The sequence below is a fragment of the Pontibacterium sinense genome, from assembly GCF_015209595.1.
Lineage (GTDB): Bacteria > Pseudomonadota > Gammaproteobacteria > Pseudomonadales > Balneatricaceae > Pontibacterium > Pontibacterium sinense.
Map to the genome: position 1 here is coordinate 1 of NZ_JADEYS010000011.1, position 24,214 is coordinate 24,214.

At 48.4% G+C, this 24,214-nt stretch carries 28 protein-coding genes and 1 tRNA gene; 18 read left to right on the forward strand and 11 right to left on the reverse strand.

The genetic code is table 11. The features are described from left to right. Positions 1 to 77 (reverse strand) — tRNA-Asp (locus tag IOQ59_RS11685). Positions 78 to 484: 407 nt separating this feature from the next. On the opposite strand from IOQ59_RS11685, the gene syd reads away from it, so the two are divergent. Both syd and IOQ59_RS11695 read left to right on the forward strand, forming a co-directional pair. Next, positions 485 to 1,060, forward strand: a complete 576-nt coding sequence (syd, locus tag IOQ59_RS11690; RefSeq protein WP_193953484.1) for a SecY-interacting protein — start codon at positions 485 to 487, stop codon at positions 1,058 to 1,060. A gap of 4 nt (positions 1,061 to 1,064) precedes the next feature. After that, entirely contained in the window at positions 1,065 to 1,631 is a 567-nt protein-coding gene (locus IOQ59_RS11695; RefSeq protein ID WP_193953486.1) for a YajG family lipoprotein, read from the forward strand. Between the two features lie 76 nt (positions 1,632 to 1,707). Here IOQ59_RS11695 and IOQ59_RS11700 read toward each other — a convergent pair whose 3' ends face one another. After that, positions 1,708 to 2,376 (reverse strand): DNA-3-methyladenine glycosylase I, encoded by a 669-nt coding sequence (locus IOQ59_RS11700; protein WP_193953487.1) that lies wholly within the window; start codon positions 2,374 to 2,376, stop codon positions 1,708 to 1,710. A gap of 442 nt (positions 2,377 to 2,818) precedes the next feature. Between IOQ59_RS11700 and IOQ59_RS11705 the strand changes: the two genes are divergently transcribed. The 3 genes from IOQ59_RS11705 to IOQ59_RS11715 all read left to right on the forward strand — a co-directional run bounded on the left by IOQ59_RS11705 (position 2,819) and on the right by IOQ59_RS11715 (position 5,609). Then, positions 2,819 to 4,033 (forward strand): pyridoxal phosphate-dependent aminotransferase, encoded by a 1,215-nt coding sequence (locus IOQ59_RS11705; RefSeq protein WP_193953489.1) that lies wholly within the window; start codon positions 2,819 to 2,821, stop codon positions 4,031 to 4,033. Positions 4,034 to 4,245: 212 nt separating this feature from the next. Then, entirely contained in the window at positions 4,246 to 4,614 is a 369-nt protein-coding gene (locus tag IOQ59_RS11710) for a hypothetical protein (protein WP_193953491.1), read from the forward strand. A gap of 167 nt (positions 4,615 to 4,781) precedes the next feature. After that, positions 4,782 to 5,609, forward strand: coding sequence for an HDOD domain-containing protein (locus IOQ59_RS11715; protein ID WP_193953492.1), 828 nt, complete (start codon positions 4,782 to 4,784; stop codon positions 5,607 to 5,609). A gap of 72 nt (positions 5,610 to 5,681) precedes the next feature. On the opposite strand, the gene IOQ59_RS11720 is transcribed toward IOQ59_RS11715, so the two are convergent. Both IOQ59_RS11720 and IOQ59_RS11725 read right to left on the reverse strand, forming a co-directional pair. Continuing rightward, on the reverse strand, positions 5,682 to 6,173 hold the full coding sequence (locus IOQ59_RS11720) for a 3'-5' exonuclease family protein (RefSeq protein ID WP_193953494.1): 492 nt from the start codon (positions 6,171 to 6,173) through the stop codon (positions 5,682 to 5,684). Then, positions 6,174 to 7,079 carry a class I SAM-dependent methyltransferase gene (locus tag IOQ59_RS11725; RefSeq protein ID WP_193953496.1) on the reverse strand — a complete coding sequence of 302 codons (906 nt, stop codon included), beginning with the start codon at positions 7,077 to 7,079 and terminating at the stop codon, positions 6,174 to 6,176. 169 nt (positions 7,080 to 7,248) lie between these two features. Here IOQ59_RS11725 and htpX point away from each other — a divergent pair, with 169 nt between their 5' ends. The 3 genes from htpX (at position 7,249) to IOQ59_RS11740 (ending at position 9,113) form a co-directional block, all read left to right on the forward strand. Further along, positions 7,249 to 8,124 (forward strand): protease HtpX, encoded by an 876-nt coding sequence (gene htpX / locus IOQ59_RS11730; RefSeq protein WP_193953498.1) that lies wholly within the window; start codon positions 7,249 to 7,251, stop codon positions 8,122 to 8,124. 120 nt (positions 8,125 to 8,244) lie between these two features. After that, the gene (locus IOQ59_RS11735) at positions 8,245 to 8,601 is read left to right on the forward strand and encodes a c-type cytochrome (RefSeq protein WP_193953500.1); all 357 of its coding nucleotides are present in this window, start codon (positions 8,245 to 8,247) and stop codon (positions 8,599 to 8,601) included. A 104-nt stretch (positions 8,602 to 8,705) separates the two neighbouring features. Continuing rightward, the gene (locus tag IOQ59_RS11740) at positions 8,706 to 9,113 is read left to right on the forward strand and encodes a hypothetical protein (protein ID WP_193953502.1); all 408 of its coding nucleotides are present in this window, start codon (positions 8,706 to 8,708) and stop codon (positions 9,111 to 9,113) included. 81 nt (positions 9,114 to 9,194) lie between these two features. Here IOQ59_RS11740 and IOQ59_RS11745 read toward each other — a convergent pair whose 3' ends face one another. The 5 genes from IOQ59_RS11745 to pdxB all read right to left on the reverse strand — a co-directional run bounded on the left by IOQ59_RS11745 (position 9,195) and on the right by pdxB (position 13,161). Beyond that, entirely contained in the window at positions 9,195 to 9,761 is a 567-nt protein-coding gene (locus IOQ59_RS11745; RefSeq protein ID WP_193953503.1) for a hypothetical protein, read from the reverse strand. Between the two features lie 69 nt (positions 9,762 to 9,830). After that, a complete protein-coding gene (locus IOQ59_RS11750) occupies positions 9,831 to 10,082 on the reverse strand; it encodes a hypothetical protein (protein ID WP_193953505.1) in 252 nt (83 codons plus the stop codon). 44 nt (positions 10,083 to 10,126) lie between these two features. Next, complete coding sequence (locus IOQ59_RS11755; protein WP_193953507.1) at positions 10,127 to 11,239, reverse strand: ATP-NAD kinase family protein; 1,113 nt, start codon at positions 11,237 to 11,239, stop codon at positions 10,127 to 10,129. An 11-nt stretch (positions 11,240 to 11,250) separates the two neighbouring features. Beyond that, a complete protein-coding gene (locus IOQ59_RS11760) occupies positions 11,251 to 11,964 on the reverse strand; it encodes a flagellar brake protein (protein WP_193953509.1) in 714 nt (237 codons plus the stop codon). 45 nt (positions 11,965 to 12,009) lie between these two features. After that, positions 12,010 to 13,161 carry a 4-phosphoerythronate dehydrogenase PdxB gene (gene pdxB, locus IOQ59_RS11765; protein WP_193953511.1) on the reverse strand — a complete coding sequence of 384 codons (1,152 nt, stop codon included), beginning with the start codon at positions 13,159 to 13,161 and terminating at the stop codon, positions 12,010 to 12,012. A gap of 33 nt (positions 13,162 to 13,194) precedes the next feature. Between pdxB and IOQ59_RS11770 the strand changes: the two genes are divergently transcribed. The 10 genes from IOQ59_RS11770 (at position 13,195) to IOQ59_RS11815 (ending at position 23,026) form a co-directional block, all read left to right on the forward strand. Beyond that, entirely contained in the window at positions 13,195 to 13,539 is a 345-nt protein-coding gene (locus IOQ59_RS11770; protein ID WP_228050862.1) for a hypothetical protein, read from the forward strand. A gap of 104 nt (positions 13,540 to 13,643) precedes the next feature. Further along, positions 13,644 to 15,296, forward strand: a complete 1,653-nt coding sequence (locus IOQ59_RS11775) for a methyl-accepting chemotaxis protein (protein ID WP_193953515.1) — start codon at positions 13,644 to 13,646, stop codon at positions 15,294 to 15,296. Between the two features lie 103 nt (positions 15,297 to 15,399). Beyond that, positions 15,400 to 16,602, forward strand: a complete 1,203-nt coding sequence (trpB, locus tag IOQ59_RS11780) for a tryptophan synthase subunit beta (RefSeq protein WP_193953517.1) — start codon at positions 15,400 to 15,402, stop codon at positions 16,600 to 16,602. Between the two features lie 286 nt (positions 16,603 to 16,888). After that, positions 16,889 to 17,596, forward strand: coding sequence for a hypothetical protein (locus IOQ59_RS11785; protein ID WP_193953519.1), 708 nt, complete (start codon positions 16,889 to 16,891; stop codon positions 17,594 to 17,596). Between the two features lie 792 nt (positions 17,597 to 18,388). Further along, a complete protein-coding gene (locus IOQ59_RS11790) occupies positions 18,389 to 18,733 on the forward strand; it encodes a metalloregulator ArsR/SmtB family transcription factor (protein WP_193953521.1) in 345 nt (114 codons plus the stop codon). Positions 18,734 to 19,186: 453 nt separating this feature from the next. Continuing rightward, complete coding sequence (locus IOQ59_RS11795; protein WP_193953523.1) at positions 19,187 to 20,080, forward strand: DMT family transporter; 894 nt, start codon at positions 19,187 to 19,189, stop codon at positions 20,078 to 20,080. Positions 20,081 to 20,155: 75 nt separating this feature from the next. Continuing rightward, the gene (locus IOQ59_RS21450) at positions 20,156 to 21,211 is read left to right on the forward strand and encodes a CobW family GTP-binding protein (RefSeq protein WP_193953525.1); all 1,056 of its coding nucleotides are present in this window, start codon (positions 20,156 to 20,158) and stop codon (positions 21,209 to 21,211) included. 92 nt (positions 21,212 to 21,303) lie between these two features. Then, the gene (locus IOQ59_RS11805; RefSeq protein WP_193953527.1) at positions 21,304 to 21,774 is read left to right on the forward strand and encodes a hypothetical protein; all 471 of its coding nucleotides are present in this window, start codon (positions 21,304 to 21,306) and stop codon (positions 21,772 to 21,774) included. After that, positions 21,771 to 22,385, forward strand: a complete 615-nt coding sequence (locus IOQ59_RS11810) for an SCO family protein (RefSeq protein ID WP_193953529.1) — start codon at positions 21,771 to 21,773, stop codon at positions 22,383 to 22,385. The genes IOQ59_RS11805 and IOQ59_RS11810 overlap by 4 nt, the downstream gene beginning before the upstream one ends. 152 nt (positions 22,386 to 22,537) lie before the next feature. Further along, on the forward strand, positions 22,538 to 23,026 hold the full coding sequence (locus IOQ59_RS11815) for a hypothetical protein (protein ID WP_193953530.1): 489 nt from the start codon (positions 22,538 to 22,540) through the stop codon (positions 23,024 to 23,026). Here the strand turns inward: IOQ59_RS11815 and IOQ59_RS11820 are convergent. Beyond that, the gene (locus IOQ59_RS11820) at positions 23,002 to 23,538 is read right to left on the reverse strand and encodes an elongation factor P hydroxylase (protein ID WP_193953532.1); all 537 of its coding nucleotides are present in this window, start codon (positions 23,536 to 23,538) and stop codon (positions 23,002 to 23,004) included. The two genes, IOQ59_RS11815 and IOQ59_RS11820, sit on opposite strands and share 25 nt — an antisense overlap. Beyond that, a complete protein-coding gene (locus IOQ59_RS11825) occupies positions 23,535 to 24,209 on the reverse strand; it encodes a hypothetical protein (protein ID WP_193953534.1) in 675 nt (224 codons plus the stop codon). Before IOQ59_RS11825 ends, IOQ59_RS11820 begins: the two co-directional genes overlap by 4 nt. Positions 24,210 to 24,214 lie beyond the last annotated feature (5 nt).

A 24,214-nucleotide genomic window follows, 5' to 3' on the forward strand; every position in this document is an offset into this window, starting at 1 on the left:
TGGCGGAACGGACGGGACTCGAACCCGCGACCCCCTGCGTGACAGGCAGGTATTCTAACCAACTGAACTACCGCTCCAGATGTTTCAGATTGTCGCCAATCATGTCGCTCAAGGTTTAGTGCCCTGAACGGAGTGCGAATTTTACGGAATTTGATTTGCTTGTCAAACACTTAATTGAAAAAAATTTCTTTTATTCCCAAATGCTTAAAAGCTGTTCAATTCTGGTTATTTTACCATCAACCCACCGGCCTTTTTCTCTATAAACCCACTATAGACTTAAGCCCAACTCCAGCGCTGACCTCATACCAGTCCCCGAACACCCATAATTTCCTGGTCAAGAATCAGGCTATCCATATGCAGTTGAACCGTTACGCCCACGTGAAACTAATTTTGCCTGTTTAGAGCAAACGCTTGAACTGTTGAATTTGAACCATATAGAGTACCCACATACCCCACTCTCATTGCAAAACTGACCGAGAAGAGAATGACTGATAAATCTGTTTCTGCCGCGCTGGATCGTTTTATTGAGAAGCAACAAGCCCTGCAAGCTCAGCCACCGATAGCGATCTATGAATCAGAATGGCAATCAGTCTGTTATACCGGAGACAATCTGGATAGCTTAACGGATGGGGACAGAGTTGCTTGGCGACCGACGAAACAAACAGAAGAACTGTCCATGTTTAATAGACTGGGCGAAGCACTGGAAGTGGAAATACATCCTGATCTTGTCGAATTCTATAGCCGTTACTGGTCTGACCCGCTACCGGCAAAGTCAGAAGATGGAGAGCTCAGTTTGCTGCAGGTCTGGAATAATGATGATCTGGAGCGCCTGCGAAGCAATTTGATCGGACACGCACTGGCAACCCGTAAGCAAAAACGGCCTCTAACTTTTTTCTTTGCTTGCACGGAACCTGATGGCGATTATTTCCTCAGTATTGATAATGAATCAGGTGAAATTTTATTAGAACAGCCCGGTAAAAAACCTCTGCGTAAGCTTGCCGACAACCTTGCCGATTATATAGATACACTGGAACCGTTAATGATTCCTGACATGGAGTAACCCAATGATTAAAGCGCTTTCTGCTACTTTGCTCGCTGCTGCCATACTAAGTGGCTGCTCCGGTTTACCGGCGCAAAATCTGGACTTGCACCCCAAAATCAACGCGACTCAGAAACTCCCATCCGATACGATGATCCATGTTAAGGCTGAGGACACACGTCATTCAGCGTTGATCGGGCAACGCATTGACCGCCTGAAAAATACCGCTCCGCTGTCGCTAATCGATGCACAAGAACAGCTCGAACATGCTGTTGAGCATGCACTGGAGGACATGGGTATTAAGCAGTTCCAACCGGGCGAATTCACCATGACCGTATACCTGGATGAACTGACCTACAACGCCAAGATGAAGAACCTACTTCAGGAAGTCAGCGCCCAAACAACGCTACGGATTAAAGTGGAGAAAAATGGCCAGCATTACACCGGAAAATACAAAACCGATACAACTAAACCGTTTGTAAACACTCCCACTCCGGCTGACAACGAAGAACTGTTCAACACACTGGTGGGGGACACACTGAGCCGTGCCTTTGCTGATAGAAAGCTAATGGACTTCCTGCTGTTCAGGTAATACCCACACAGCCAAAGGCCGCTGACTATCCAGCGGCCTTCTTATCTACATGTCCCTATGCGTTTGCATTCAAACACTACCAGCCAACGGTATACGATAATAAGCGGCTGATTTGACACAGAGGCCGGCCCGACTCTTGCTGCCACTGATTAAAAGCATCCTGAACGATCAATAAGTCACGCTTTGCGGTCGGCTTTTTATCGACAATACCTTGCGCTTTTAATGCGGCTACAACGTCATCGGACAACAAGAACGTATCCTTGCCAACCATTCTTAAGAAAGAGGCGCCTGAGTTCCCTCCGAGCTGAGCACCCTCTTTTTTCAAAAAAGCCCACAGTGAAATAATATCGTCAGACGGCCAGTTTGCGATAAAGCGCGCAAAACTGCCCTCCTTCTCGGCAATACTGCTCACCATAAAGGCATTCACACGTGCCGCTTTAATTTTCCCCCAATGACGGATCAACTTGTCATTCTGCATAAGGTTTTCAAGCTGCTCATCACTCATCAAACTAATTTTCACGGGATCAAAGCCAAAAAACGCTTTTTCAAACTCAGGCCATTTACTGTCCACCAGCGAGTGTTTAAGCCCAGCGCGAAATACACGCCGTGTCATATCAGAAAACAGGCGATCGTCTGGTACCTCAGACAATTGAGCTACGGTCAGAGGGTTCGGTAACAAGGCCTCTATATCTTGTCCGGAAAGGTGGGTCTGGACATGCTCATAGATCCATTTGAACGACTTCATGAAGACTGATTATCCTTCTTGGTTATTCCCTACACGCTCAAAGCCCAGGGAGGATGAATGGTCGCGATCGCACCGTTGTAACTGCTGATTATGGTTTGCTCGGCAAGTCGGACCAATCCACGATACTTACTCGCCACCACGTTCAAGAACCCTTGCCGGAATGCCTATGTTGTTTTTCCAGAGGCCCCTGAAGCATCATTGCCTCTACAAATACCAAATGATATGCGACAGCCACGCTGTATATGCAGGCGCTTCAGATTGTTTAGTTTTTTAGGCTACCACTCAAACGTACGCTTCCAAGCAAGGCAAAAACGCCGGTTCATGCGCCCTTTGGACTGTTTTTAGGCTGTTAAAGCGCGTATTATTACGCATCTTTTATTTGAGTGATAACAGTAGGTTGCGTTCAGTTATTGCTGCTACGCAAGCTATTCAGGACAACAAGATGCCAGTAATCCGCAAATCCAACAAGCTGATCAACGTCTGTTACGATATCCGTGGACCCGTGTTGCAGGAAGCCAAGCGCCTAGAAGAAGAAGGCCAGCGCATTCTGAAACTTAATATCGGCAACCCGGCACCGTGGGGCTTTGATGCACCGGAAGAGGTCATACAGGATGTGATCTACAACCTGCCCGCCTCTCAGGGTTATTGCGATTCCAAAGGCTTGTTTTCCGCCCGTAAAGCCGTGATGCAAGAGTCCCAGCGTAAAGGGATTCGCAATGTTGGCATTGAAGACGTATACATCGGCAATGGCGTTTCAGAGCTGATCGTTATGGCCATGCAAGGCTTGCTGAACGATACGGATGAGATGCTGATCCCTGCGCCAGATTATCCGCTGTGGACAGCCGCTGTCAGCCTGAGTGGTGGCAACCCTATCCACTATCGCTGTGATGAGCAGGCTGATTGGGCGCCGGATGTGGAAGATATTCGCAGCAAGATAACCGAGCGTACCCGTGGACTCGTCATCATCAATCCGAACAATCCAACGGGGGCTGTCTATCCAAAAGAGGTTCTGCAGCAGCTTATCGATTTGGCACGCGAAAAGAACCTGATCATCTTCGCTGATGAAATCTACGACAAGATTCTATACGACGAAGCTGAACATACTTCAATTGCATCCCTTGCCGACGATGTTCTTTGCATTACCTTTAATGGGCTCTCAAAGACCTATCGTGCAGCAGGTTTCCGCTCTGGTTGGATGATCGTTAGCGGGCCAAGACATCAGGCGCGAGACTACATTGAAGGTCTCGACATGCTGGCAAGTATGCGACTGTGTTCCAACGTACCCACCCAGCACGCCATTCAGACATCTCTGGGGGGCTATCAGAGTATCAATGAGCTGACATGCCCAACGGGTCGCCTGTATGAACAGCGTAATCTTGCTTGGGAAATGCTCAACGATATTCCGGGTGTCAGCTGCACAAAACCGAAAGGTGCGCTGTACTTGTTCCCTAAACTGGACGCTAAAAAATACGCTATCAAGAACGATGAGAAAATGGCGTTGGATCTGCTACAACAGCAGAAGGTTCTCATTGTACAGGGCAGTGGCTTTAACATGCCTGACACTCAGCATTTCCGTCTGGTCTTCCTCCCTCGAGAAGATGATTTAACCGACGCAATCGAACGTATCGGTACTTTCCTACGCTCATACGAGCAGTAAGACAGCTCCACTGGCAGATGATACTCCGTCATCTGCCTTCCTCCCTACGCACCTCTCACACCCGAATTATCTTCTTTTTTGCTGATTTTCTGGCTCTTAACGCCAGAGCGACTAAAGTGTCATAGAGCCGTTCGGCTGTAAGATATCCGTCATACAACCGCAATAGAATGGCGATCAAACGATATCAACTTTATTGCTCTCAGGAATTAGCAATGTTTATCAAGATCAGAAAAAACTGCGGCATCTACATGGAACACAACGGACTGGAGCAACGCCACTTGGTGCCAGTGACGTCAAACTTCCTGATCAACCTGAATCACGTCGCCGAGGTCTCTTTCTACACGATAAAAGAAAGTAAAACCCGCTTCGATCTGGAACATCACGAACTGACGGTTCCGGTAAACACACGCGTTATCCACGTCCAGATGAGCTACCTGTTTGGGTCTTACAAAGAGTCTGTACGCGGCTCCAAAGGTCGGCTGGTCGATCGCTGTTACTACAAGCTCTACTTTATGCCTGAAGAGATGGGACAGTACGATGCTCTGCGTGAACAGATCGAAAACCTGGTGCTCAATCAGTAACCGCTAGTATCCCTTCCAGAAGCAGCCGGACTCACCGGCTGCAATTTTTTATCTTTATTTACCCAATTATTTGAAAAATATTCATATTCGGCTTAAACCTAGTATCTATACACCTGTTTTAATCACCGTTTTATCCGTAGCAGGAAGTCGTATCCTAAGGAGCCAATATGGAAGTTCGTGAACTACTGGAACAAACAAACAAGCTGCCAAACGTACCTGATGTTGTTAAAGAACTGATTCAACAACTCAACAATCCAGGTGCGAAGTATGACGAAATTGCAGAGAAAGTTGCCAAGGACCAGACGCTCTCCCTGAAAATCCTCCGCTTAGTTAACTCCGCCCATTTTGGTTTAGCCCGCAAAGTATCTTCCATCGATGAAGCAGTGATCATGCTGGGCATGGCACGACTCAAAACGATGGTAATTGCATCAGGTGTTGTTGGCTCGGTGAAGTCAGTGGAGGGCTTGGATCTTAAGCAGTTCTGGTCAGAAGCATTTTTCGTTGCGACTGCTGCACGATTCTTCGCCGAAAAATCAGAGAAAGTCGATGCTGATATGGCGTTTACCGTCGGTCTGATTCACAACATTGGCCGCCTTTTACTCCATATTTCCAAACCGAAATTAGCACAAGCTATCCAGACTCGGGTCGACGAAACCGGCTGTAGCCGCTCCGACGCAGAGATGGAGCGCCTCAATTTTGTAACACCCCAGGCAGGCCAGGCTTTGCTGGACATGTGGTCTTTCCCGGCAGAACTCGGTGAAGCCGTTCTACAACACAAGAAGCCAACTGAATTCGAAGACCCGTCTGCCCTCGCAGCCGTGGTTAATCTCGCGTGCGTGATTAACGCCGCACGTCGAAATGAAACGGACATTGCCGAACTTCGCGATTTCTTCCCTCAGGATGTAGCTGAGATCGCAGGCCTCTCCAGCAACATTCTGTCTGAGCTTGGTGAAGCCCTGGAGCTAGAATCAGGTCTCGAAGGTCTGAACGACTAATCGCTCCACACAGATACAAAAAAGGCAGCTCGTCTTGGCTGCCTTTTTTGTATCTCGGATATGACTACCCGATCAAAATTCTTCTGTCTGCTCTGCGCTAACAGCCTCAACTGCCAGGATCAGATCATCAACATCCTGCATCGCCCTGTGCCTTCGAAACTGGCTACGCGCAATAAAACGATACTGGATAAGTCTTTCTGCGCTCAAAATAGCGTCCAGCCCCGCCATGTTAAACTCTGAAGATACCCCCACAGCTTTGAACAACCGGCGCATCCAGAAAGAATCAAACTCCAAGGCATCACTGATCAGCGTTTTACCCTTCAGCGCCTCATTCAATCGCTGACACGCCGCCTCCGCGCTAATGCCTTCTGTCACCAATCGCTCGCGGTCAAGACCATGCAGCTCTTCGGCAAACTCATCCCAGTAACGCCAATGAGAAATACTGTCAGGATTAATAAAGAAGTTATCACTCAGGCCTGTCGCAGGACACTTCCAAGCAACTTCAATCGGGTAAGACTCAGCTCCCAGTCCGCTGGCCTCCAGATCCATATAAATTATGTCCACTTAACCTTCCCTCTTATACAACAGCACCTTAAGTCCCTTTTCCGGCTCCGCTTCCGGGAAATCAGCCGGATTCTTCAGCCTTTCAACAAAGCGAAAATCCGGGCATTCCTCCAACATTAAACTTTTCAGAAAGTCGGTCCCCAGCTTCGGGTCATTGTGACAGGCCATTACCTGACCATTTTCGGCAACTAACTCCGGCAGACGGCGAATCACTTTCCGGTAGTCCTTCTCTGCTATAAAGCTGCCTTTCTGAAAACTTGGCGGATCAATAACAATCAGATCATACGGACCAAGTTGACGTATACGCTTCCATGAACGGAACAGGTCATAGGAGAGGAATGTAACGGCCTCTTTGGCAAAACCATTAAGACGATGATTTTCCCGACCTGTATCAATCGCACTACGCGACATGTCTACGTTTACCACATGCTCTGCACCGCCGGAAATAGCTGCTACAGAAAAACCGCAGGTATAAGCAAACAAGTTAAGTATACGTTGCCCTTTCGTATTTTGCTGAACCCAACGCCGACCTTCACGCATATCGAGGAACAATCCACTGTTCTGATTGCGAGACGGTTTAATGTGATACTTCACACCCAGCTCAGTGACTTCTGATTGTTCTGGCACATCACCCCAAACAACACAGTTCATCGCATCGGAACCACGACCACGCTGCTGAACCACTAAACCGGTGATCACCTCAAACTGGCGCATCGCGTCACACAACTGGTTTAGCCATCCTTCATCCACGGCTTTATATAACCGAATAACGGCATAAGGCGGCAGCCAATCGATGACCAGATCCTCTAAGCCCTCGTAGCAATGACCACGGCCATGGAACAATCGACGCGTTTCTGAACCTGCGTCGGTTAACTGATGCTGTATAGAATCTAATATGCGCTGCATGGGAATCGTGCCACAAAAAATGGCGATTATAGTGCGCGTATTACGCGACCACCAGTCCGATAGTCAAAACCTGCACGGCAAAACTTGAAACTTGTTGCCAATGCCTATATCTAACTGTTCTATAACTTCTAATAATCAGATAACCCAACAACTGGAAACCTTAAATACCATGATGCGGATAGCGCTTTTTCTAGCGACAAACATAGCCATTCTGATCGTAGCCAGTATCACCATGAGCCTGCTGGGTGTGAATACCAACAGCCTGTCCGGCCTGCTGATTATGTGTGCGATGTTTGGTTTTGGCGGTTCAATGATTTCTCTGTTCATATCCAAATGGATGGCGAAAAAATCAACCGGAACTCAAATTATCGAACAAGCCAGCAATGCAGATGAGCAGTGGTTACTGGATACTGTGGCAGAACTGTCTCAACAGGCTGGTATTAAGATGCCTGAAGTCGGCATTTTCCCGGCTCAGCAAGCGAATGCATTTGCTACTGGCTGGAATAAAAATGACGCATTAGTTGCCGTCAGCCTGGGACTCCTACAACGTTTTCGTCCAGAAGAAGTTCGCGCCGTGCTGGCGCATGAAATCGGCCACGTTGCTAACGGCGACATGGTTACGCTGTCGTTGGTACAGGGCGTGGTCAACACCTTTGTTATGTTCTTTGCCCGTATCGCCGCATCCGTCGTTGATAACTTCCTGAGCAGCGATGAAGAGGAAGGTGAAGGCGGTCACGGTATTGGTTATTTCATCACCGTGATTGTGTTCGAAATCCTGTTCGGCATTCTGGCATCCATTGTGGTTTCCTGGTTCTCCCGCTATCGCGAATATCGTGCTGATGAAGCAGGTGCAAACCTGTCGAGCAATCACGCGATGATCGGTGCTCTGCAGCGCCTGAAAGCAGAATCCGAAATGCCTGATCAAATGCCTGGGTCACTGACCGCTTTCGGCATCAGCAGTCATTTGAAAAGTGGCTTTATGAGCCTGCTGGCAAGCCATCCTCCTCTGGATGATCGTATTGCAGCGCTGCAAAAGCGCGGTTAAGTTCCAATATAAAAAAGGGCCTGAGTTCAGGCCCTTTTTTGATACAGATCCACAATCTTACACACAACGTCACTGCCATAGCGTTTGCTGTCTATACTCCCTTTAAAAGGGATCAAACCGATGGCCAACTTCAAACATATTAAGGTCGTTTCACTTTTCTCGGGCCTATTTCTGATCACGTCCATGGCTATCGGAGAAAACGACAACACCCCACCCGATGTATTGAACGCTTGCAGTCAATGCCACCAGCATACCGGCAATGCCGCCATTCCCGGCTGGCCTCCACTCAATACGATGACAAAACAGCAAATCATCAGCAAACTTAAAGGACATCGTAATCAGATCGTTCCCGACAGTATGATGTCGAAAGTGACCTTCGAACTCACTGACCAGCAAATTGAAGACATTGCAGACTATTACTCCGCACAGGAAGATATCAGCCAACAACCGATTCGAGTGATTACTCCAGGGAACTAATTCAGACTATATTCTTCCAATCACAGTGCAACATCAGACCCACTTTGTGGTCCCTACTTTTGTTACCCGATCTATATTCTTTCGCAGATCATCATGGAGATCAGATGAAGAGACTGTTCATTCGCAGTACGAGCCTACTCACTTTAGCGCTTGCAACGACGTTTCTAACGGGATGCGCGACGTCTCTGTTTCACCCCAAACCTCAGATAAACACTGTAGTGCTGGCGAACAACAGCAATACAACTGCACATGAGGTGACTATCCTGGTAGAGGCGTTTGGCGGGAAGTTTTACTGCGGGACGATTCTGACGGGCACCCAATGTTCTACACGATTTCCTGCCCGGGAATACGAAGGTAACCCCGTGACCGTGTCCTGGGTACAAAACGGCATAACACACGAGACCGCACCATTCGTTGTACCTGTAGGGGAAAGCACCTCTGAGAAACCAATGACGGCGTTGCTGACCCTGATGGCAGACAGTAGCGTGGATGCAAGATTGGAAGTTCGCTGATACAGATGTTTTCACACGGAAAACCAGACGTAAAAAAGGGCCTGAAGATGGCCCTTTTTCAATATCAGCAGAGAATGCGGCTTACAGACCGTTCATCGCCTTAAAACGGCTAACCAGTGCAACAGGTTCTTTTTTCTTGTTGCCTTTGTTCAGCACAAATACAACTGTCTGTCCCTGCGGGCCAGCACCAATCTGAGTGAAGCGGTATGGCGCTTCACCAACCTTACGCATATCTTCCATATCGTTCAGGTTATTGAAGACATATAGACGGCCATCTTCACCGCGCATTTCGCCGTAGAAGTCTTCAGCCGCTTCCATCTTACCCGCAAACATCTCTACGCCCGCGATACCAGACAGCTTTTTCTTATCCTTACCCATCAGACCATGCACCAGCGTTTCACCGTGTGGACCACCACCGATGAACACTTTGCGGTATGAAGTTTCACCCACCGTCAGGAAAGACTGGTACGTTTTGAAATCATCAAACACATAGTAACGACCTTCCTGAACCACTTCATACAGGTCATCATTATTCAGCTTTGGAGCTTCAGCAACCGGCTTAGCCGTTTCTTTTGTCGCTGTGGACTGGCAGCCGTAAACGCTCATCAGGGCACCTGCAATCACGGCACCAGCAATCAGTTTTTTCATCTCAAGCCTCTTGAAGTCAGTACGATAAACTTTGCGGAGACTGTACAGCGCGCTTATGACAGAAAAGTTTCAGGAAGATTCATCCAGCAAACTGAAGGATAGAAAGGTTGATAACAAACCAACGAAGATCATCATTGGCAGGGTAGGATTGATCAGCCACACAGAAATTGCAGATAACCAGATGTAACGTACTTTCTTACGCTTTTTATAGTGTTTAAGGGTAAAGCGGCGACGAAAGAAGTGCCTTTCATCGGGTGTACGATCATGCATCCAGGCAGGCGCCAACAGCAAAACCAGAAATCGTAACCAATGAACTAGCATGTCAGCCCTCCGCCACAGACGCCTATTTCAGCTTAGCGGGCGGATCAGAGATCCGCCACACGGTAGAGCACAGAATCATGATAACCAGTGCGCACCGGAATCACGCCTGACAGTTGCTTATTAACGTCTGTATCACCGCTATCAACAATGAGCGGGCGACCGTCCAGTTCGCGCAGTTTGGTTTTTGTCGCGACGACAATCATATTTTCTTTACCCAGACGCTTTAATAACTCAGGGCTCAACTGCTGATTACCACGCCCGATAATATGTCCTTGTCCACCAATGACGGTGATAACCAATCGACTCTCAACGCCTTCGGTGAGTTCAAGCAACTGCTCAGCCGTACAGTCGGCAGCAATCACTTCACCATTCTCGATCAGATCAACACCCAGCAAGGTGTTGCCTAAGCCCAGTTCGTCCATCAACGCCTGTACAGTAGTGCCTGATCCCATGATGTAGCGCACATCATCTTCCATGCTTTCAACGAAGTCCGCCGCGATATCATCCAGCACCAGCTCTTCACTTTCTTTAGCGCCATTTTTGACATGCTGCAGATAACGATGCTCTTGTGGTACCTGTAACTCACCATAATACTTAGCGCGTACAACACCGGTCCGGAATGCTGCTTCGTCAATATCACGCACTTCCTGATCACCCAGGGTCACCAACTCACCCCGAACCAACATCGCAACAATTTCACCTGCGGCCTTAGGTGTCACTGCGTACACACCGGAATGAATCTTAACGCCCGCCGGAATGCCTAACACCGGGAAGCTGTCGTTCAGAGAGTTACAAATGTTCCGCGCAGTACCATCACCACCTGCAAACAGGATCAGATCAACACCGTGCTCCACGATCTCTTTCGCGGCCCGTTCGGTGTCCTCGGCAGAGGTTACTCCACTGCTAATACGACCGATCACCTCCGGCTCAAATCCGGCATCACGCGCTACCTGCTCACCCATTTCCGCTGGATAGGTGACAATCTTCAACTCCAACCCTTTAAGCACATCCAAGGCTTGCAAGGTGCGTAGATTCGCTTTAGGTTCCGCACCCAGCTCCAGCGCTTTACGCGCCGTCTCTTCACCATCACTGCCTTTTAGTGCAACGCTGCCACCAACACCTGCCAGCGGATTAACAATCAAACCCAGTCTAAACACGTAATCTACCTCTATCCCAATTCATCAATACTCCCGGTTTCAACCAGAAATTGTTGATAAACAAAACTTGCCAGAATCAGACGGGTATCTTCATCCAATTCGAGAAACTCGACCCCATGACGGTATACGTTCACCGGATCCGTTTCGATCTGATTTATATTACGAATGATGATAGGCGCCAGAATAATCTGATCAATATCAGCCACCGATACCCTGAGTGTCAGATAGAGCTGATCACCAATCTTCCCCAGAGGAGACGAAACCTCGATACAAGCCCCCACCAACGAGATATCGGTACAAAAGCCACTACAAGGCCAAATACCCACAGTAGAACTGCCTTCCTCATATTCATCCATGGATACTTTGAGGCTGACAGGCACACGCGTATGTTTGCGAATCCGTCGCGCTTCCAATTGCTGCGGGTATTCCAGGTGCCAATAGGTAAACGGGGTGTTTTGAATTTTCAGGATACGCGTACTGAAAGCCGCGATGTAGTTACCGCTGATCATACGCGCATTCAGGCGCTGGCCTTCTTTAACCACCGGCACACGTCCAGTGGTCGAGACCGCCGTCACCATCAAACTTGCACCCTCTTTAAAACCCAAAAGGCGTGAGCTAATCCGCCCAGTTGGTGAACGTAACTCTAGCTGGATTTTCTCTCCAACCTGAGGTTTCAGCTCAGCCAATGTAGGGCTGTCCGGAAGCTTTTTCAGCGCTTCTTTCATCTATGTCAGTCTAATACTCAGAGGGTGAACAAAAGGCTAGCTAGCTTAAGGGATTTTCGAATCTGCTGCGACTTTAAATCCAAGCGCACGCGCTTGTTGTTGGAGGGATTCGTCCATCTCTCCAATAACCTTTAAAGAACTGAATTCCCTTCGTTGTGGGTACTGCTTGCGCAAACGATCAAATGACAAGGCACGCGTTTGTGCCTCTTCATCTAATGTGCGACGAAGATCGCGGTCGTCCCGATACGGGTCGTAACGTAGGCGAATCAGATCCAGTGCCGTCACATCACCATTAACCATAACCTGTTTAATCGCAGGCTCTGGCAGAAAATCGTCCAGCGTTTTTGTCTGTTGTATTCCGAGCGCCTGACAACAAGCTTCATACAACATAAAGGTGCCACGAATTTTACCGTCGTGACTGTAACCTGCGATATGGGGCGTCGCAATCTCTGTGACTGCGGCTAATTCAGGATCAACAACTGGTTCGTGCTCCCAGACATCAAGGATCAGTGTCAGGTCATCTCTCAGCTTTTTTAGTGTCAATAGATCAGCATTATTGATAACCGGTCCACGCCCAGCATTGAGTAAGATCGTATTCGGTTTCAGCCGTTTCAGCTCCGGCTCAGCCAGCAGATGATAACTGGGGTGATCGCCTTCGCGGGTCAGTGGCGTATGCATACACACCACATCCGCGTCGCTCAACAGCTGATCCAACGTCACGAAACCGTCATCACCGCGTGCTTCACGCGGCGGATCATTGATCAGTACGTTGTATCCCAAGCCCCGCAAGCGTTTCTGTAAACGCCCGCCGACATTACCCACACCAATAATGCCCCAGGTACGTTCAGCGGGATCAAATCCCTGTGTCTGGGCCAGATGAAAGATCGCACTGAGAACATACTCCACCACCGCATCGGCATTGCAGCCCGGCGCACTGCTGAAAGCGATACCCTGCTGCTGTAGATACCCGGTATCGATATGGTCGGTGCCAATCGTTGCAGTACCGACAAACTTTGGCGATGCCTTCTCCAGTAACAGCTCATTCACCTGAGTGACAGAGCGAACCAACAGTAAATCGGCATCACATACATCTGCGGGACTCATGTTTCGCCCAGCCACACGCTTTACACTGCCAAATTCAGAGAATATTTCCTCAACCAATGGCATATTTTCATCAGCTACGATGTTTAAGTTCATTTACCCTACCAATTCGCTCAAAAGCGCCTGTAAATGGGCTTTCAGGCTTTACAAATTCACAAGATTCAGGCTCAATGCGCCGACTTATTATTTCCACATTGCTGCAGTTCACTAAACGGTAACACTCAGTTGATCGTACGCTGGCGAAAAGAGCAAGAATATTACATCGTGCGCCTCTATCAGGATCTGATCGGTGACTGGATAGTCACTCAGTGCTGGGGAGATAGTACCTGTAGCGACAGCACAGTCACACACACCGTTGCGCGTTCCTACCAAGCTGGCAGAAATTTGCTCAAAGAGATCAATCGCGAACAGAAACAGCGCGGTTTTCGCCCTGCGAAACGCGATGAAATTCAACTCGGCTTCGATTTCAACTAAGTTCCAGCAAGAAAATACTACTAAAGTCCGAATGGCATTATTTTATGTGGTGTTATTCTTCCTTCTATGTCCCCCCATAAAAACAATAAGCATGGGTTCCATAGATGAACAACACCGTATCCGGCAACTATCTTAAAAGTTTTAGCATTGTCTTTGCACTTGCCGCACTGGCTGCGCTCGCAGCGTTTGTTGTAGATATTCCTGTCTCCGTTATTGTACTCATCATTATCGTCGCTGTTATTAGCTGTGCAGTCACCCAAATCGTGATTCATCGTACCGTTGTCGCACCTTTCCTGAGTCAGACAAACGATGCAGCCGAAGGACGCCGGACGGCAGAAGACAGTTATTCTCTACCTGCCCTACAGTCACTGGTATTGGGGTTTCAGCGTGGTCGAACCATCAGTGACCTGCTCTCGGCAAAAACAAACTCCAACGCCATTGCGGCTGCCGAAGTATCATTTTCGGCTGATAATTTGCGCGCTAAGCTGGACGTTCAGGTACGAGAGATCGCACAGATTGCCGATAACTCTCAGAACATGACGGAAACCGTACAACAATCCGCCGATCAGGCTTCTCAGGCTGCTGAACTGGCTAAACACGCCAAAGACACCTGCGAACAAGGGCAAACTTCGCTGGAACAGGCTCTGGACAAAATTGATCAACTCAATGAGCAAAGTGGAGAAACGCTTCAGCTGATTGAACAGCTGAACGAAAAATCCAATCAAATCCAGAGCGTCACTAAAGTCATTGAAGAGATTGCTGAGCAAACAAACTTACTGGCACTGAATGCAGCCATTGAAGCCGCACGCGCGGGTGACCACGGCCGTGGGTTTGCCGTCGTTGCCGATGAGGTACGCCAGCTGGCTGCACGTACCGCAGGTGCAACCGGTGAAGTCGAAACCATCGTTGACGAAATACAGCTGGAAACACGTCAGGTGGTATCACGCATAACAACACTGTCCGGGAATGTTCAAGACAGTAGCCGTATTATGTCGGAAGTCAGCAATCAACTCGGGGGCATATCCTCTCAATCAGCTGCGGTAGAAGAGCAAATTTCGATCATCGCAAACGGAGCCTCAAATAATCAGGACAATCTGGAGATGATCTCGACGTCGATTCAGAAGATTCGCTCTGAAATCATATCCAGTGACGATGAAGTGCGTATCCTGGCCAATCAGGCGTCATCGCTGATGGAGGTTGCAGAGGTTTCAAGCGCGGTACTGGCTGAGCATACCGAAACAAACTTCCATAAGACCTTCTACGAAACAGCACGTGGATGCGCTGACAAAATTTCTGAAGTTTTTGAAAATGAAATCCGCTCTGGCTCTCTGAGCGAAGCGGACCTGTTTGATCGTGATTATCAGTCAGTTGACGGTACGAATCCGCAGAAATACACCACCCGTTACGATCAGTACACGGATCGCGCATTACCACCGGTACAAGAAACCGCACTCAACGATAACAGCGACCTTGTCTACGCCATTGTGACTGATCCCAACGGCTACGTGCCAACCCACAATAATCAGTTTGCCCATCCTCCAACCGGAGACTATAAAACTGACCTCGTCAAAAGCCGCAGTAAACGTCTCTTTAATGACCGCACCGGCGCACGTTGTGGATGCCATACTGAACGTATGCTTCTGCAAACCTATAAGCGCGACACAGGCGAAATCATGCACGATCTATCTGTACCGATTTTCGTCAACGGACGTCACTGGGGTGGATTCCGCGTCGGATATTGGCCAGCGAAAGGCTAAGACTGGCAGAAATATTTGATCTGAATGGTTGGCAGCTCCTGCCAACCGCTTTATATTCTTTTTTGCGATACAAAAAGATCAAAAAGATTTACAGCGAGGTAACATGAGTAAGTTCGATTTTGCGGCAATGCCGGATGCCAACGGTTATTTTGGTGAGTACGGTGGCCAGATCATCCCACCTGAACTTAAAGAGATTATGGATGAGATCGACGGTGCCTACGAAGAGATTCGTCAGACCCCTGAGTTTCAGGAAGAACTCGACTCGCTGTTCGCTGACTATGTAGGTCGTCCTAGCCCGGTTTATCATGCCAGCCGTTTGAGTGCTCAACTGGGCGGAGCCCAGATCTACCTGAAACGTGAAGACCTGAACCACACCGGCGCACACAAGATTAATCATTGTCTGGGTGAAGCCCTACTGGCGAAATACATGGGTAAAACCAAAGTGATCGCGGAAACCGGAGCAGGTCAGCACGGTGTCGCGTTGGCAACCGCCTGTGCTTTGGTGGGTATCCCATGTGAAATCCATATGGGTCAGGTAGATATCGAGAAAGAACACCCGAACGTGACTAAGATGAAAATCTTAGGCTGCAAACTGGTAGCCGTAACTCGCGGTACGGCAACGCTGAAGGATGCTGTCGATAGCGCATTCGAAGAGTATCTGAAAGATCCGGTCAACTACATCTACGCAATTGGCTCCGTGGTAGGCCCACACCCTTTCCCGAAAATGGTACGCGATTTCCAGAGCATTATCGGCACCGAAGCTCGCGAACAGTTCATGACCACACATGGCAAGCTGCCAAACTACATCACCGCCTGTGTGGGTGGTGGCTCGAATGCGATGGGTGCATTCACCGCATTTCTGGATGACAACGATGTTAGTCTGGTCGGGGTAGAGCCTGCAGGTAAAGGTCTCGACACCAAAGACCACTCTGCTACGCTGACACTGGGTAAACCAAGCGAACTTCACGGCATGAAGTGTTACGTCTTGGAAACTGAAGACGGTGAACCGATGCCAGTTCACTCCATCGCCTCCGGCCTGGATTATCCGGGTGTCGGCCCACAGCATAGCTACCTAAAAGACTTGGGGCGTGTTGAATATGATTCCGTGACCGATGAAGAGTGTCTGAACGCATTCATGACACTGTCTCGCGTTGAGGGCATCATTCCTGCGCTGGAAAGCTCGCATGCCGTCGCTTGGGCGATGCGCAAAGCCCCGGAACTGCCATCGGATCAAATGATTCTGGTAAACCTGTCCGGTCGCGGTGACAAAGACGCCGACTACGTGGCGGACAAGCTGGGTCTGTAAGCTCAGAAAGAAATAGATCTTTATCACTAAGCGGTTGCACCTTGCAGCCGCTTTCTCCCCTTCTAAATTTCGTCTCTATTTTTCCTACAACCCTCTACGAGAATCACATGAACTTCACACCTCATAATTTTGGGGATTACGATCTCAACTCATTTGTGGTTTCTACAAGGAAGTCCGGCATTACCGAAAGTTCATAGTTCAGCGCTACCCGTCAGAAATCAAAATTAGAGCGAATAGCGTGGAAATTGACTAACCTTAGCGACCAAGAATGAAACGGATAGCAAGGATGCAAAAGACTGTATTTGAAAAAGAAATTCAATACGTTAGCTTCAATAAAGGCACGTTAACGATTCAAAGACGGCGTAACAAAATAGAAACTATTGCAGTATACATCCTGATAATCCTGACAGGTGCCGTATTTGGAATCTCCAGCGACTGGGGTGGTCACCCTCTACTGGGATTGGCCTTTGCCATTGGAATGCCTTTAGTAACCCACCTAGGTATTCGCACCCGCTCGAAGACCAAGCGCACTGCCATTAATTTTGCACAAAGGCTTGTAGAGATTGAGGATACCTCTGGAATCATCGAGCGCTACATTCTGAAAGCTCCAGATTCTTTTAAAGCCGAAGTCGTGGAGAAACGAAGACCTAAAGGCTATGAACACAAACTGTTCATCCAGTTTGATGAGCTTCGCTTTGAGATCAAAGAGCTAGGCTTAAAGTTTCGAAAAAACCGCAAAGCCGATCAGATAAGACTTTTGGCTTTATTGCTGAATGAGGGCATAAAAACCAGACAAGCACCCGCATCAGTTTTTTACCGCTTGGATACTGCCCACCCCACACAAACACAATGTCTATATTACACATCACAGCAACATGCACTTAAGACAGCAACAAATATTCTGGTAAAGATCTTCTTGATTGCCGTACTGATCGCAATCTCTGTACCGGTCCTTCTGTTGTATACAGCGATAGCTCACAAATTTCTTGGCTAACATCGCTACACGGTCATATCGTTTCCGCCGTTTTGGGAAACTTGGAACATCAGTTAATTCACGCTTTAAACCGTACCCAGCAACGCCGATAAATTCGCCCCAAACAACCCAATCATCTACAAAGCTACCTTCAACATCCAGACGATGGGGTAATTCATGACGTCAAACCCGGCAGTATTTCCCCTCGTCGAATAATCGTCCGGATAAAGTTTACAGCCGAAGTCTGATTACGAATCGACACCTCTCCGGTGTTTACCACGCGAAATGTAGATTTGACGCTGATATGGCCAGAGAGCTTCAGCGATCCCTACAGTTCTTTCCTGACATTCAGCATCGATCATCACTGGCGCACTCGGACTTTTGCATCTGCTTCTCTGATTTTCAGACAAAAAAAAACGGGCTACCCTAACGGGCGCCCGAAAATCGCGGTTTGCTTCAATGACAAGAGCCTTTGCTTGAAGTCGGAGGAAAGGCGCTAACGTGAAACGCCTTAGATCCTGAAAAACATCCTTAAGAACACCCTTGTTACAACATAAGGGGGGCCACCATCCTTGGCAGCGAAAAGCGAACAACGTCAGTGAGGTAACCTGTTCGCCCATCTCTCGTGAGCAGGATCAATATTACAGTAATGATAATTATTATCAATAGCATTTATGAAATATTTTTCTCTGCCCCTTTCAGCCTATTCTTAGTGGGTGCAGTTGATACATATATCATTTACCATATATAAATAACGTGAAGAATCTAAATGCCTTCCCCTCTAACTCAGAATGGGCTTTTTAAGTTAATACGATGAATCCAGTGCAGTTTTATAAGTGTCTGGCAGACGAAACCCGCCTAAAGTGCCTGCTTCTGATCGAAAATGAAGAAGAGTTGTGCGTATGTGAATTAACAGCAGCGCTGGACGAGATCCAACCAAAAATATCACGTCATTTGGCGCAGTTGAGACAATGCCAACTGCTCGTCGACCGCCGCCAGGGTAAGTGGGTTTTTTATCGTATCAATCCTGATTTGCCCGAGTGGTGCAAAACAGTGTTGGTTGAGTCAGCGACAAACAACGGACACTTTCTCAAAGACGCGACACTCGCACTTGGCTTGATGGGAGATCGTCCCGAGCGTGTTAAATCTTGCTGTTAACACATTTAGAAAAGAGGTTTTCAGGACCCAGAAACCAGCAGGGTTCCCTTTAAAGCCATAGCCACACCACTCCCCTCCGATTTCAGACAAAAAAATGGGCTACCCTTGCGGATAGCCCAAAAATCGCGGTTTGCTTCAATGACAAGAGCCGTTTGCTTGAAGTCGGGAGGCGGCAATGCATACATCATTCACTGCACGCCAAAACCTTTAGATAGAGCCCTTTTAATAAGCTTAAAAAGGGGCCGCCGCCATCTCTGGCGGCGGCAAAACGAACAAAGTCAGTGAGGTAGAAACCTGTTCGTCGATCTCTCGTGAGCACGACCCATAGTATACAAATGATAATTATTATCAATAGCATTTATAAAATAATTTTGGCTTTTCTTGATCTGCCCGTCTGGCGCACATCTTTGCTTAACGGTAGGGTTGGCGCTCAATTTTCTGGACTAGAACACTATGCACAACCGAAATACCCGCGCGGACGTACTCCTCCTGATCGTTGCCACAATCTGGGGGCTCGCATTTGTTGCCCAAAGAATGGGAATGGATCATCTCGGTCCTTTTGGTTTCAACGCAGCCAGATTTCTATTAGGTGCGGTTTCTCTGTTACCCCTTCTGCTTATCTTTAAACCCGCAAAGCAAGACAACTTCAGCGCACTAACAAAAGGTGGAGCGCTTGCAGGGTTTGTTCTTTTTATGGGCGCGACTTTGCAGCAGGCAGGTTTGGTATACACAACCGCCTCAAATGCAGGCTTTATCACCGGCCTTTATATTATGTTGGTACCGTTCTTTGGTCTGGCAATTGGCGAACGAACCCAAAGCAATACCTGGATAGGCGCGGCATTAGGCGTAGTGGGTTTATATCTATTAAGTGTTAACGAAGCGCTAAGCATCAATCCCGGGGATCTCTTAGTCTTAGCCGGAGCGGGCGCATGGGCAGTCCATGTTCTACTATTGAGTCGATTAGCCCCTCGCTTTGACAACCTGCGTCTGGCTATCAGCCAGTTTCTCGTGTGCGCAGTATTAAGTGGCATTGCAGCGATTCTATTCGAGTGGGAGACCCTGCAGTTCAATAATTTCAGCGCAACACTTGGCCCGATTATCTATGCAGGTTTGTTTTCGGTGGGTATCGCGTATACCTTGCAGGTCGTCGCACAAAAGGACGCTCCCCCCTCACACGCTGCAATTATTATGAGCCTTGAGGCGGTATTTGCTGCGCTAGGAGGATGGCTGCTGCTCAGCGAACAACTCAACAGTCGCGAACTGATGGGTTGCGGCTTAATGTTAGCGGGGATGTTGATCTCGCAACTGCCGCTAAAGAAACTGTTCCGGCAAAGCCAGCAGGTTTAGATCCCCTATTGTAGCGAGCTTGACCGAAGGGCTAATTAAGCGCAGTATTTCTAAAAAATGTTATAAAGTAACAATATGACTCAATATAAATCGATCCCAACCAATATCATTACCGGGTTTCTGGGCGTAGGCAAAACAACGGCACTAAACCAACTCCTGAGTCAGAAGCCCGAAAACGAAACCTGGGCTGTTCTGGTTAACGAGTTTGGCCAGATCGGCGTCGATCAGGCAGCCCTGCCCAGTGAAGACGGATTACACGTACGCGAACTGGCCGGTGGCTGTATCTGCTGTGCGCTCGGCCCTTCCCTGGCGATTACTCTGACAATGTTGATTCGCCGTAGCAACCCTGACCGTTTGATTATTGAACCCACCGGATTGGGGCATCCGGAAGGCATCATCGATGTGCTACAAGGCATAAGCTTTGAGGACGTATTAGATCTACGAGCAACGGTTTGTCTGCTAGATCCCCGCTCTCTGGAGCAACCAGATATCGTAGCCAATGAAGTATTCCAGGATCAGATTAATCTGGCTGATGTTATTGCTATCAATAAGTGTGATCTGGCCGAAGAACCGTTGATCGAACAAGCAACATCCCTATTGGGTGGGATCTTTCCACCCAAACAGCGCGTTATTCGCTGTGAACAGGGCAATATCCCACTCGATGTCCTGGATCTGGTCCGAGATGGCCACCTCAAAGCACAGTTTCCTGAAGCGCACGCTCTGCACCACGACCACGACCACGACCACGACCACGACCACGACCACGACCATCAGTCTCACGGACATTCTGCAGTAAACAAGCACCATCCAGAACCCGGTATCCCCGTGAGAAAGCTGGGTGAAGGTAGCGGTATGGTAAGTTGTGGTTGGGTATTTCATCGCGACGACAGCTTCGACTACGATGCCCTCTGCCAGTATCTGAATTCGATTGAACAGACCCATCGTATTAAAGGCGCATTTCGCATCGGGTATGCGTGGGTGTTTTACAATCGTGTTCTGGACGAACACAGTGTCAGCAAACTGGCATACCGTCGTGACTCTCGTTTGGAAATCATCAGTGACCGACACTTGGATTGGGATCATATCGAGCAGCAATTGCTGAAACATCGACAGCTAGATCAAGACAGTTAAGAGTGCGACAATTGGTCACATCATTTGCGCACGGCGGTTCGCTAGAATAGGGGCCGCCGTACCTCTTTGCCCATAGCTTTTTGGAATTGTCAGTGTCCAACCGTCTGCTTCAATATGCAATTTTTTGTGTCCTCGCTCTTTCCCTGGGCGTTGCTGTTATCTGGTTACCCGAACAGCTAAAGCCTCAAGCCTCGGGAAACCAGCTATTCTTATCGGACAGTAATTGCAGCATCAAACACTCTGATTGCAGTGCAACACTTGATACCCGCTCAATCGTAGTAGATGTATCTCCCAGAGAGATCCGCAGTGCGGTCCCGCTGACATTTAATGTCACGTTAGACGGTATTGATGCAACTGAGGTTAATCTAAGCTTGGAAGGTCAGGATATGTACATGGGACTGAATCAGATCTCTCTCATCCCTGTAGCCAATCAACCAGGCGTATGGAGTGGCGTAACTGAACTGGCGATCTGTACGACTGGCGAGATGTCCTGGCGAGCACGTATTGTTGCTCAGCAGGATCAACAACAACTTGAAGCCCACTTTGATTTCACAGCCAAATGAAGAAAAACGGACTGAGTACCTTACGTACACTGCTTATCCTGACCGCATTTTTATTGGTTGGGATGGCGTTAGCATTCTATTTCCGCCCTCAACCTGTAGACCAGCGCATTGCACTTGGTGAATCTCTGGGCGGGGAATTTACCCTACAAACCAGCGAAGGTACCCTGAAACTCTCTGATCTGGCTGGAAAGGCTGTGGTGTTTTATCTGGGATATACCAATTGCCCAGATGTCTGCCCAACGGGATTAGCAGTGTTATCACAAGCGATTCACACATTGACGCCCGAAGAACAGGCTCAGGTTCGTGGTGTATTTTTGAGTGTCGATCCTGAGCGCGATAGCGTAGATACATTGAAGGAATACGCCGCGTTCTTTCATCCGAACATCATCGGCGCCACAGGCAGCCGTGAAGAAATTGACCGCGTTGTAAAACGCTACGGAGCATTCTATCGCATTGGAGAAGAGACTGATTCAGCTTCAGGTTACGCTGTTGATCATTCCTCTCGACTGTACCTGATTAACCAAAAAGGTATATTAGTCTCAACCCTCATGCATAGCAGTTCACCGGCAGACGTTGCAGAAGGCTTAAAGTCTATCCTCAATCAAGGCTGAGCCTTTATGATGCAGCACGAGTATACAATGTGCTGCATCATCTCCTTTCATTGGCCATTACAGACACAGCATTACGTTCGACATGAGTAACATCCCCTCATGTTTAGTCCCGCCCTGCAGATCTCAAGGGGCAGTTGAAAGGAATAGCCAATATGCACCGTCTATTATTCACGCTACTTTTTTGTTTTGCACTCAGCCCCTTCAGTTATGCTGAACCCCTTCATCACACGAGCCTAAAGGACCAGTGGGACAAGGAACATACTCTGACTCCGGAAACACAATGGATCGTTTATTCACATCATAGAGCGGGTGGCGAGTGGGTACGTAATGTACTGACGAAACTAGACCTGGCGCCATTGAAACAACATAAGCTGATTTACGTTGCAGACATTTCTGCAATGCCGGGGATTATAAGCAGGATGTTTGCCCTGCCTAAAATGCAGGACTACGTGTTCAGGGTTGCTCTGGTAGAAAATGCAGAACACGTAGAGGGATGGCCAAAAAAAGAAAACCAGATAACCGTAATGCAGCTGCAATCATTTAACGTAAAACAGGTGCATTACTTTGACGACGAGATCGATTTAGAGCACTTTATATCTGAACACATGCTTCAAACTCAGCGCCCTGCAAGCGAAAACTGATCAGGATTCAGCGCGGGTTGATTAAACTCCATCAACATGGCCTCCACCAACTGCTTGTGACGATCAGGCAAACCATGCTCAAGCAGATGCAGAACCCGCTTGTGAACATTTCCCTTAAAACTATCACTCGCACCGATACCGCCACTTAAATTATCGGCAGAGAAGTTAAAGCGCAGACCACATGCTTGCGCCATGATCCATTCCAGCGCCTGCGGTGCGATTTCTACTTTCTCGAACAACGTCTGCTCATCTTCCGTCCGGCCATCAGGTTTGTACCAATAGCCAAAATCTTCTAACTTTCGACGTTCTTCACCGGCAACACACCAATGAGCAATTTCATGTAACGCACTGGCAAAAAAACCGTGTGCAAAAATCACCCTATTGTGTGGCTCATTCTTATCCGCAGGCAGATAAATAGGTTCATCATCTCCCAGCTGCAAGACCGTATTATGAGACTCAAGAAACAGAGAATTAAATAGGCTGATCAGTTGTGTACAGTTTGGTTCGCTCATTGTTCCAGTAATTGCCAGTTGTTCTGTTTTAACCACCATACGCGCCCAGACTGACGATCAAGTCGTGCCGCCACAAACCCCTTCGCATCTTTATCCGCGCGTTCAACGCTCACTTCGTAGATAGAACCTACCACATCAGCCGTGTCATCCAATACCATCCATACGCCACCGTCCGCCAACCAGCTCTCGCCGCTGTATCGATCATAACGTATCAGGATCCACTGTCCGGATTGAGTGTAACAGGACACAAACCGAAAATTCCCGTCCTGCATCTGCAAACTAATTTCATTCGCCGTTTGTGCCATCTGATCCAACAACAAAGCAAACTCATCGGCTGACGGCTGACCTCCCTGCTCGGCCTGCCCGGATGAAGCACCTCTGCGCTTCATATCCTGAGAAAATGCATGCAATTGAACTTGTAGGCTCTGTAATTGTTCCAGTTGACGCGCACTTTGAGAACGCACGTTCAGCACTTGTTCCTGCACCGCCGTTAGGCGGCTGGTCATCTGCTCGACAGCAGACACCATATCGCTCGCATTATCAGCCTTTGAGGCTCTATCAGTCACAACGGGCGCTTCCGCAGGTGGTGTTCCTTCAGGCTGGACGTTCGCTGCATTGCAGCCAAATAGCAGGCACGAAAATAAAATAGCTATCGTTCGCTGTAACTTCACACCGG

What these genes read in the sequence shown, in the direction of transcription:
- syd (WP_193953484.1), top strand. Translation starts at nt 485, where the DNA reads ATGACTGATAAATCTGTTTCTGCCGCGCTGGATCGTTTTATTGAGAAG.
- IOQ59_RS11695 (WP_193953486.1), top strand. Translation starts at nt 1,065, where the DNA reads ATGATTAAAGCGCTTTCTGCTACTTTGCTCGCTGCTGCCATACTAAGT.
- IOQ59_RS11700 (WP_193953487.1), bottom strand. Translation starts at nt 2,376, where the DNA reads ATGAAGTCGTTCAAATGGATCTATGAGCATGTCCAGACCCACCTTTCC.
- IOQ59_RS11705 (WP_193953489.1), top strand. Translation starts at nt 2,819, where the DNA reads ATGCCAGTAATCCGCAAATCCAACAAGCTGATCAACGTCTGTTACGAT.
- IOQ59_RS11710 (WP_193953491.1), top strand. Translation starts at nt 4,246, where the DNA reads ATGTTTATCAAGATCAGAAAAAACTGCGGCATCTACATGGAACACAAC.
- IOQ59_RS11715 (WP_193953492.1), top strand. Translation starts at nt 4,782, where the DNA reads ATGGAAGTTCGTGAACTACTGGAACAAACAAACAAGCTGCCAAACGTA.
- IOQ59_RS11725 (WP_193953496.1), bottom strand. Translation starts at nt 7,079, where the DNA reads ATGCAGCGCATATTAGATTCTATACAGCATCAGTTAACCGACGCAGGT.
- htpX (WP_193953498.1), top strand. Translation starts at nt 7,249, where the DNA reads ATGATGCGGATAGCGCTTTTTCTAGCGACAAACATAGCCATTCTGATC.
- IOQ59_RS11735 (WP_193953500.1), top strand. Translation starts at nt 8,245, where the DNA reads ATGGCCAACTTCAAACATATTAAGGTCGTTTCACTTTTCTCGGGCCTA.
- IOQ59_RS11740 (WP_193953502.1), top strand. Translation starts at nt 8,706, where the DNA reads ATGAAGAGACTGTTCATTCGCAGTACGAGCCTACTCACTTTAGCGCTT.
- IOQ59_RS11745 (WP_193953503.1), bottom strand. Translation starts at nt 9,761, where the DNA reads ATGAAAAAACTGATTGCTGGTGCCGTGATTGCAGGTGCCCTGATGAGC.
- IOQ59_RS11750 (WP_193953505.1), bottom strand. Translation starts at nt 10,082, where the DNA reads ATGCTAGTTCATTGGTTACGATTTCTGGTTTTGCTGTTGGCGCCTGCC.
- IOQ59_RS11760 (WP_193953509.1), bottom strand. Translation starts at nt 11,964, where the DNA reads ATGAAAGAAGCGCTGAAAAAGCTTCCGGACAGCCCTACATTGGCTGAG.
- pdxB (WP_193953511.1), bottom strand. Translation starts at nt 13,161, where the DNA reads ATGAACTTAAACATCGTAGCTGATGAAAATATGCCATTGGTTGAGGAA.
- IOQ59_RS11770 (WP_228050862.1), top strand. Translation starts at nt 13,195, where the DNA reads ATGGGCTTTCAGGCTTTACAAATTCACAAGATTCAGGCTCAATGCGCC.
- IOQ59_RS11775 (WP_193953515.1), top strand. Translation starts at nt 13,644, where the DNA reads ATGAACAACACCGTATCCGGCAACTATCTTAAAAGTTTTAGCATTGTC.
- trpB (WP_193953517.1), top strand. Translation starts at nt 15,400, where the DNA reads ATGAGTAAGTTCGATTTTGCGGCAATGCCGGATGCCAACGGTTATTTT.
- IOQ59_RS11785 (WP_193953519.1), top strand. Translation starts at nt 16,889, where the DNA reads ATGCAAAAGACTGTATTTGAAAAAGAAATTCAATACGTTAGCTTCAAT.
- IOQ59_RS11790 (WP_193953521.1), top strand. Translation starts at nt 18,389, where the DNA reads ATGAATCCAGTGCAGTTTTATAAGTGTCTGGCAGACGAAACCCGCCTA.
- IOQ59_RS11795 (WP_193953523.1), top strand. Translation starts at nt 19,187, where the DNA reads ATGCACAACCGAAATACCCGCGCGGACGTACTCCTCCTGATCGTTGCC.
- IOQ59_RS21450 (WP_193953525.1), top strand. Translation starts at nt 20,156, where the DNA reads ATGACTCAATATAAATCGATCCCAACCAATATCATTACCGGGTTTCTG.
- IOQ59_RS11810 (WP_193953529.1), top strand. Translation starts at nt 21,771, where the DNA reads ATGAAGAAAAACGGACTGAGTACCTTACGTACACTGCTTATCCTGACC.
- IOQ59_RS11815 (WP_193953530.1), top strand. Translation starts at nt 22,538, where the DNA reads ATGCACCGTCTATTATTCACGCTACTTTTTTGTTTTGCACTCAGCCCC.
- IOQ59_RS11820 (WP_193953532.1), bottom strand. Translation starts at nt 23,538, where the DNA reads ATGAGCGAACCAAACTGTACACAACTGATCAGCCTATTTAATTCTCTG.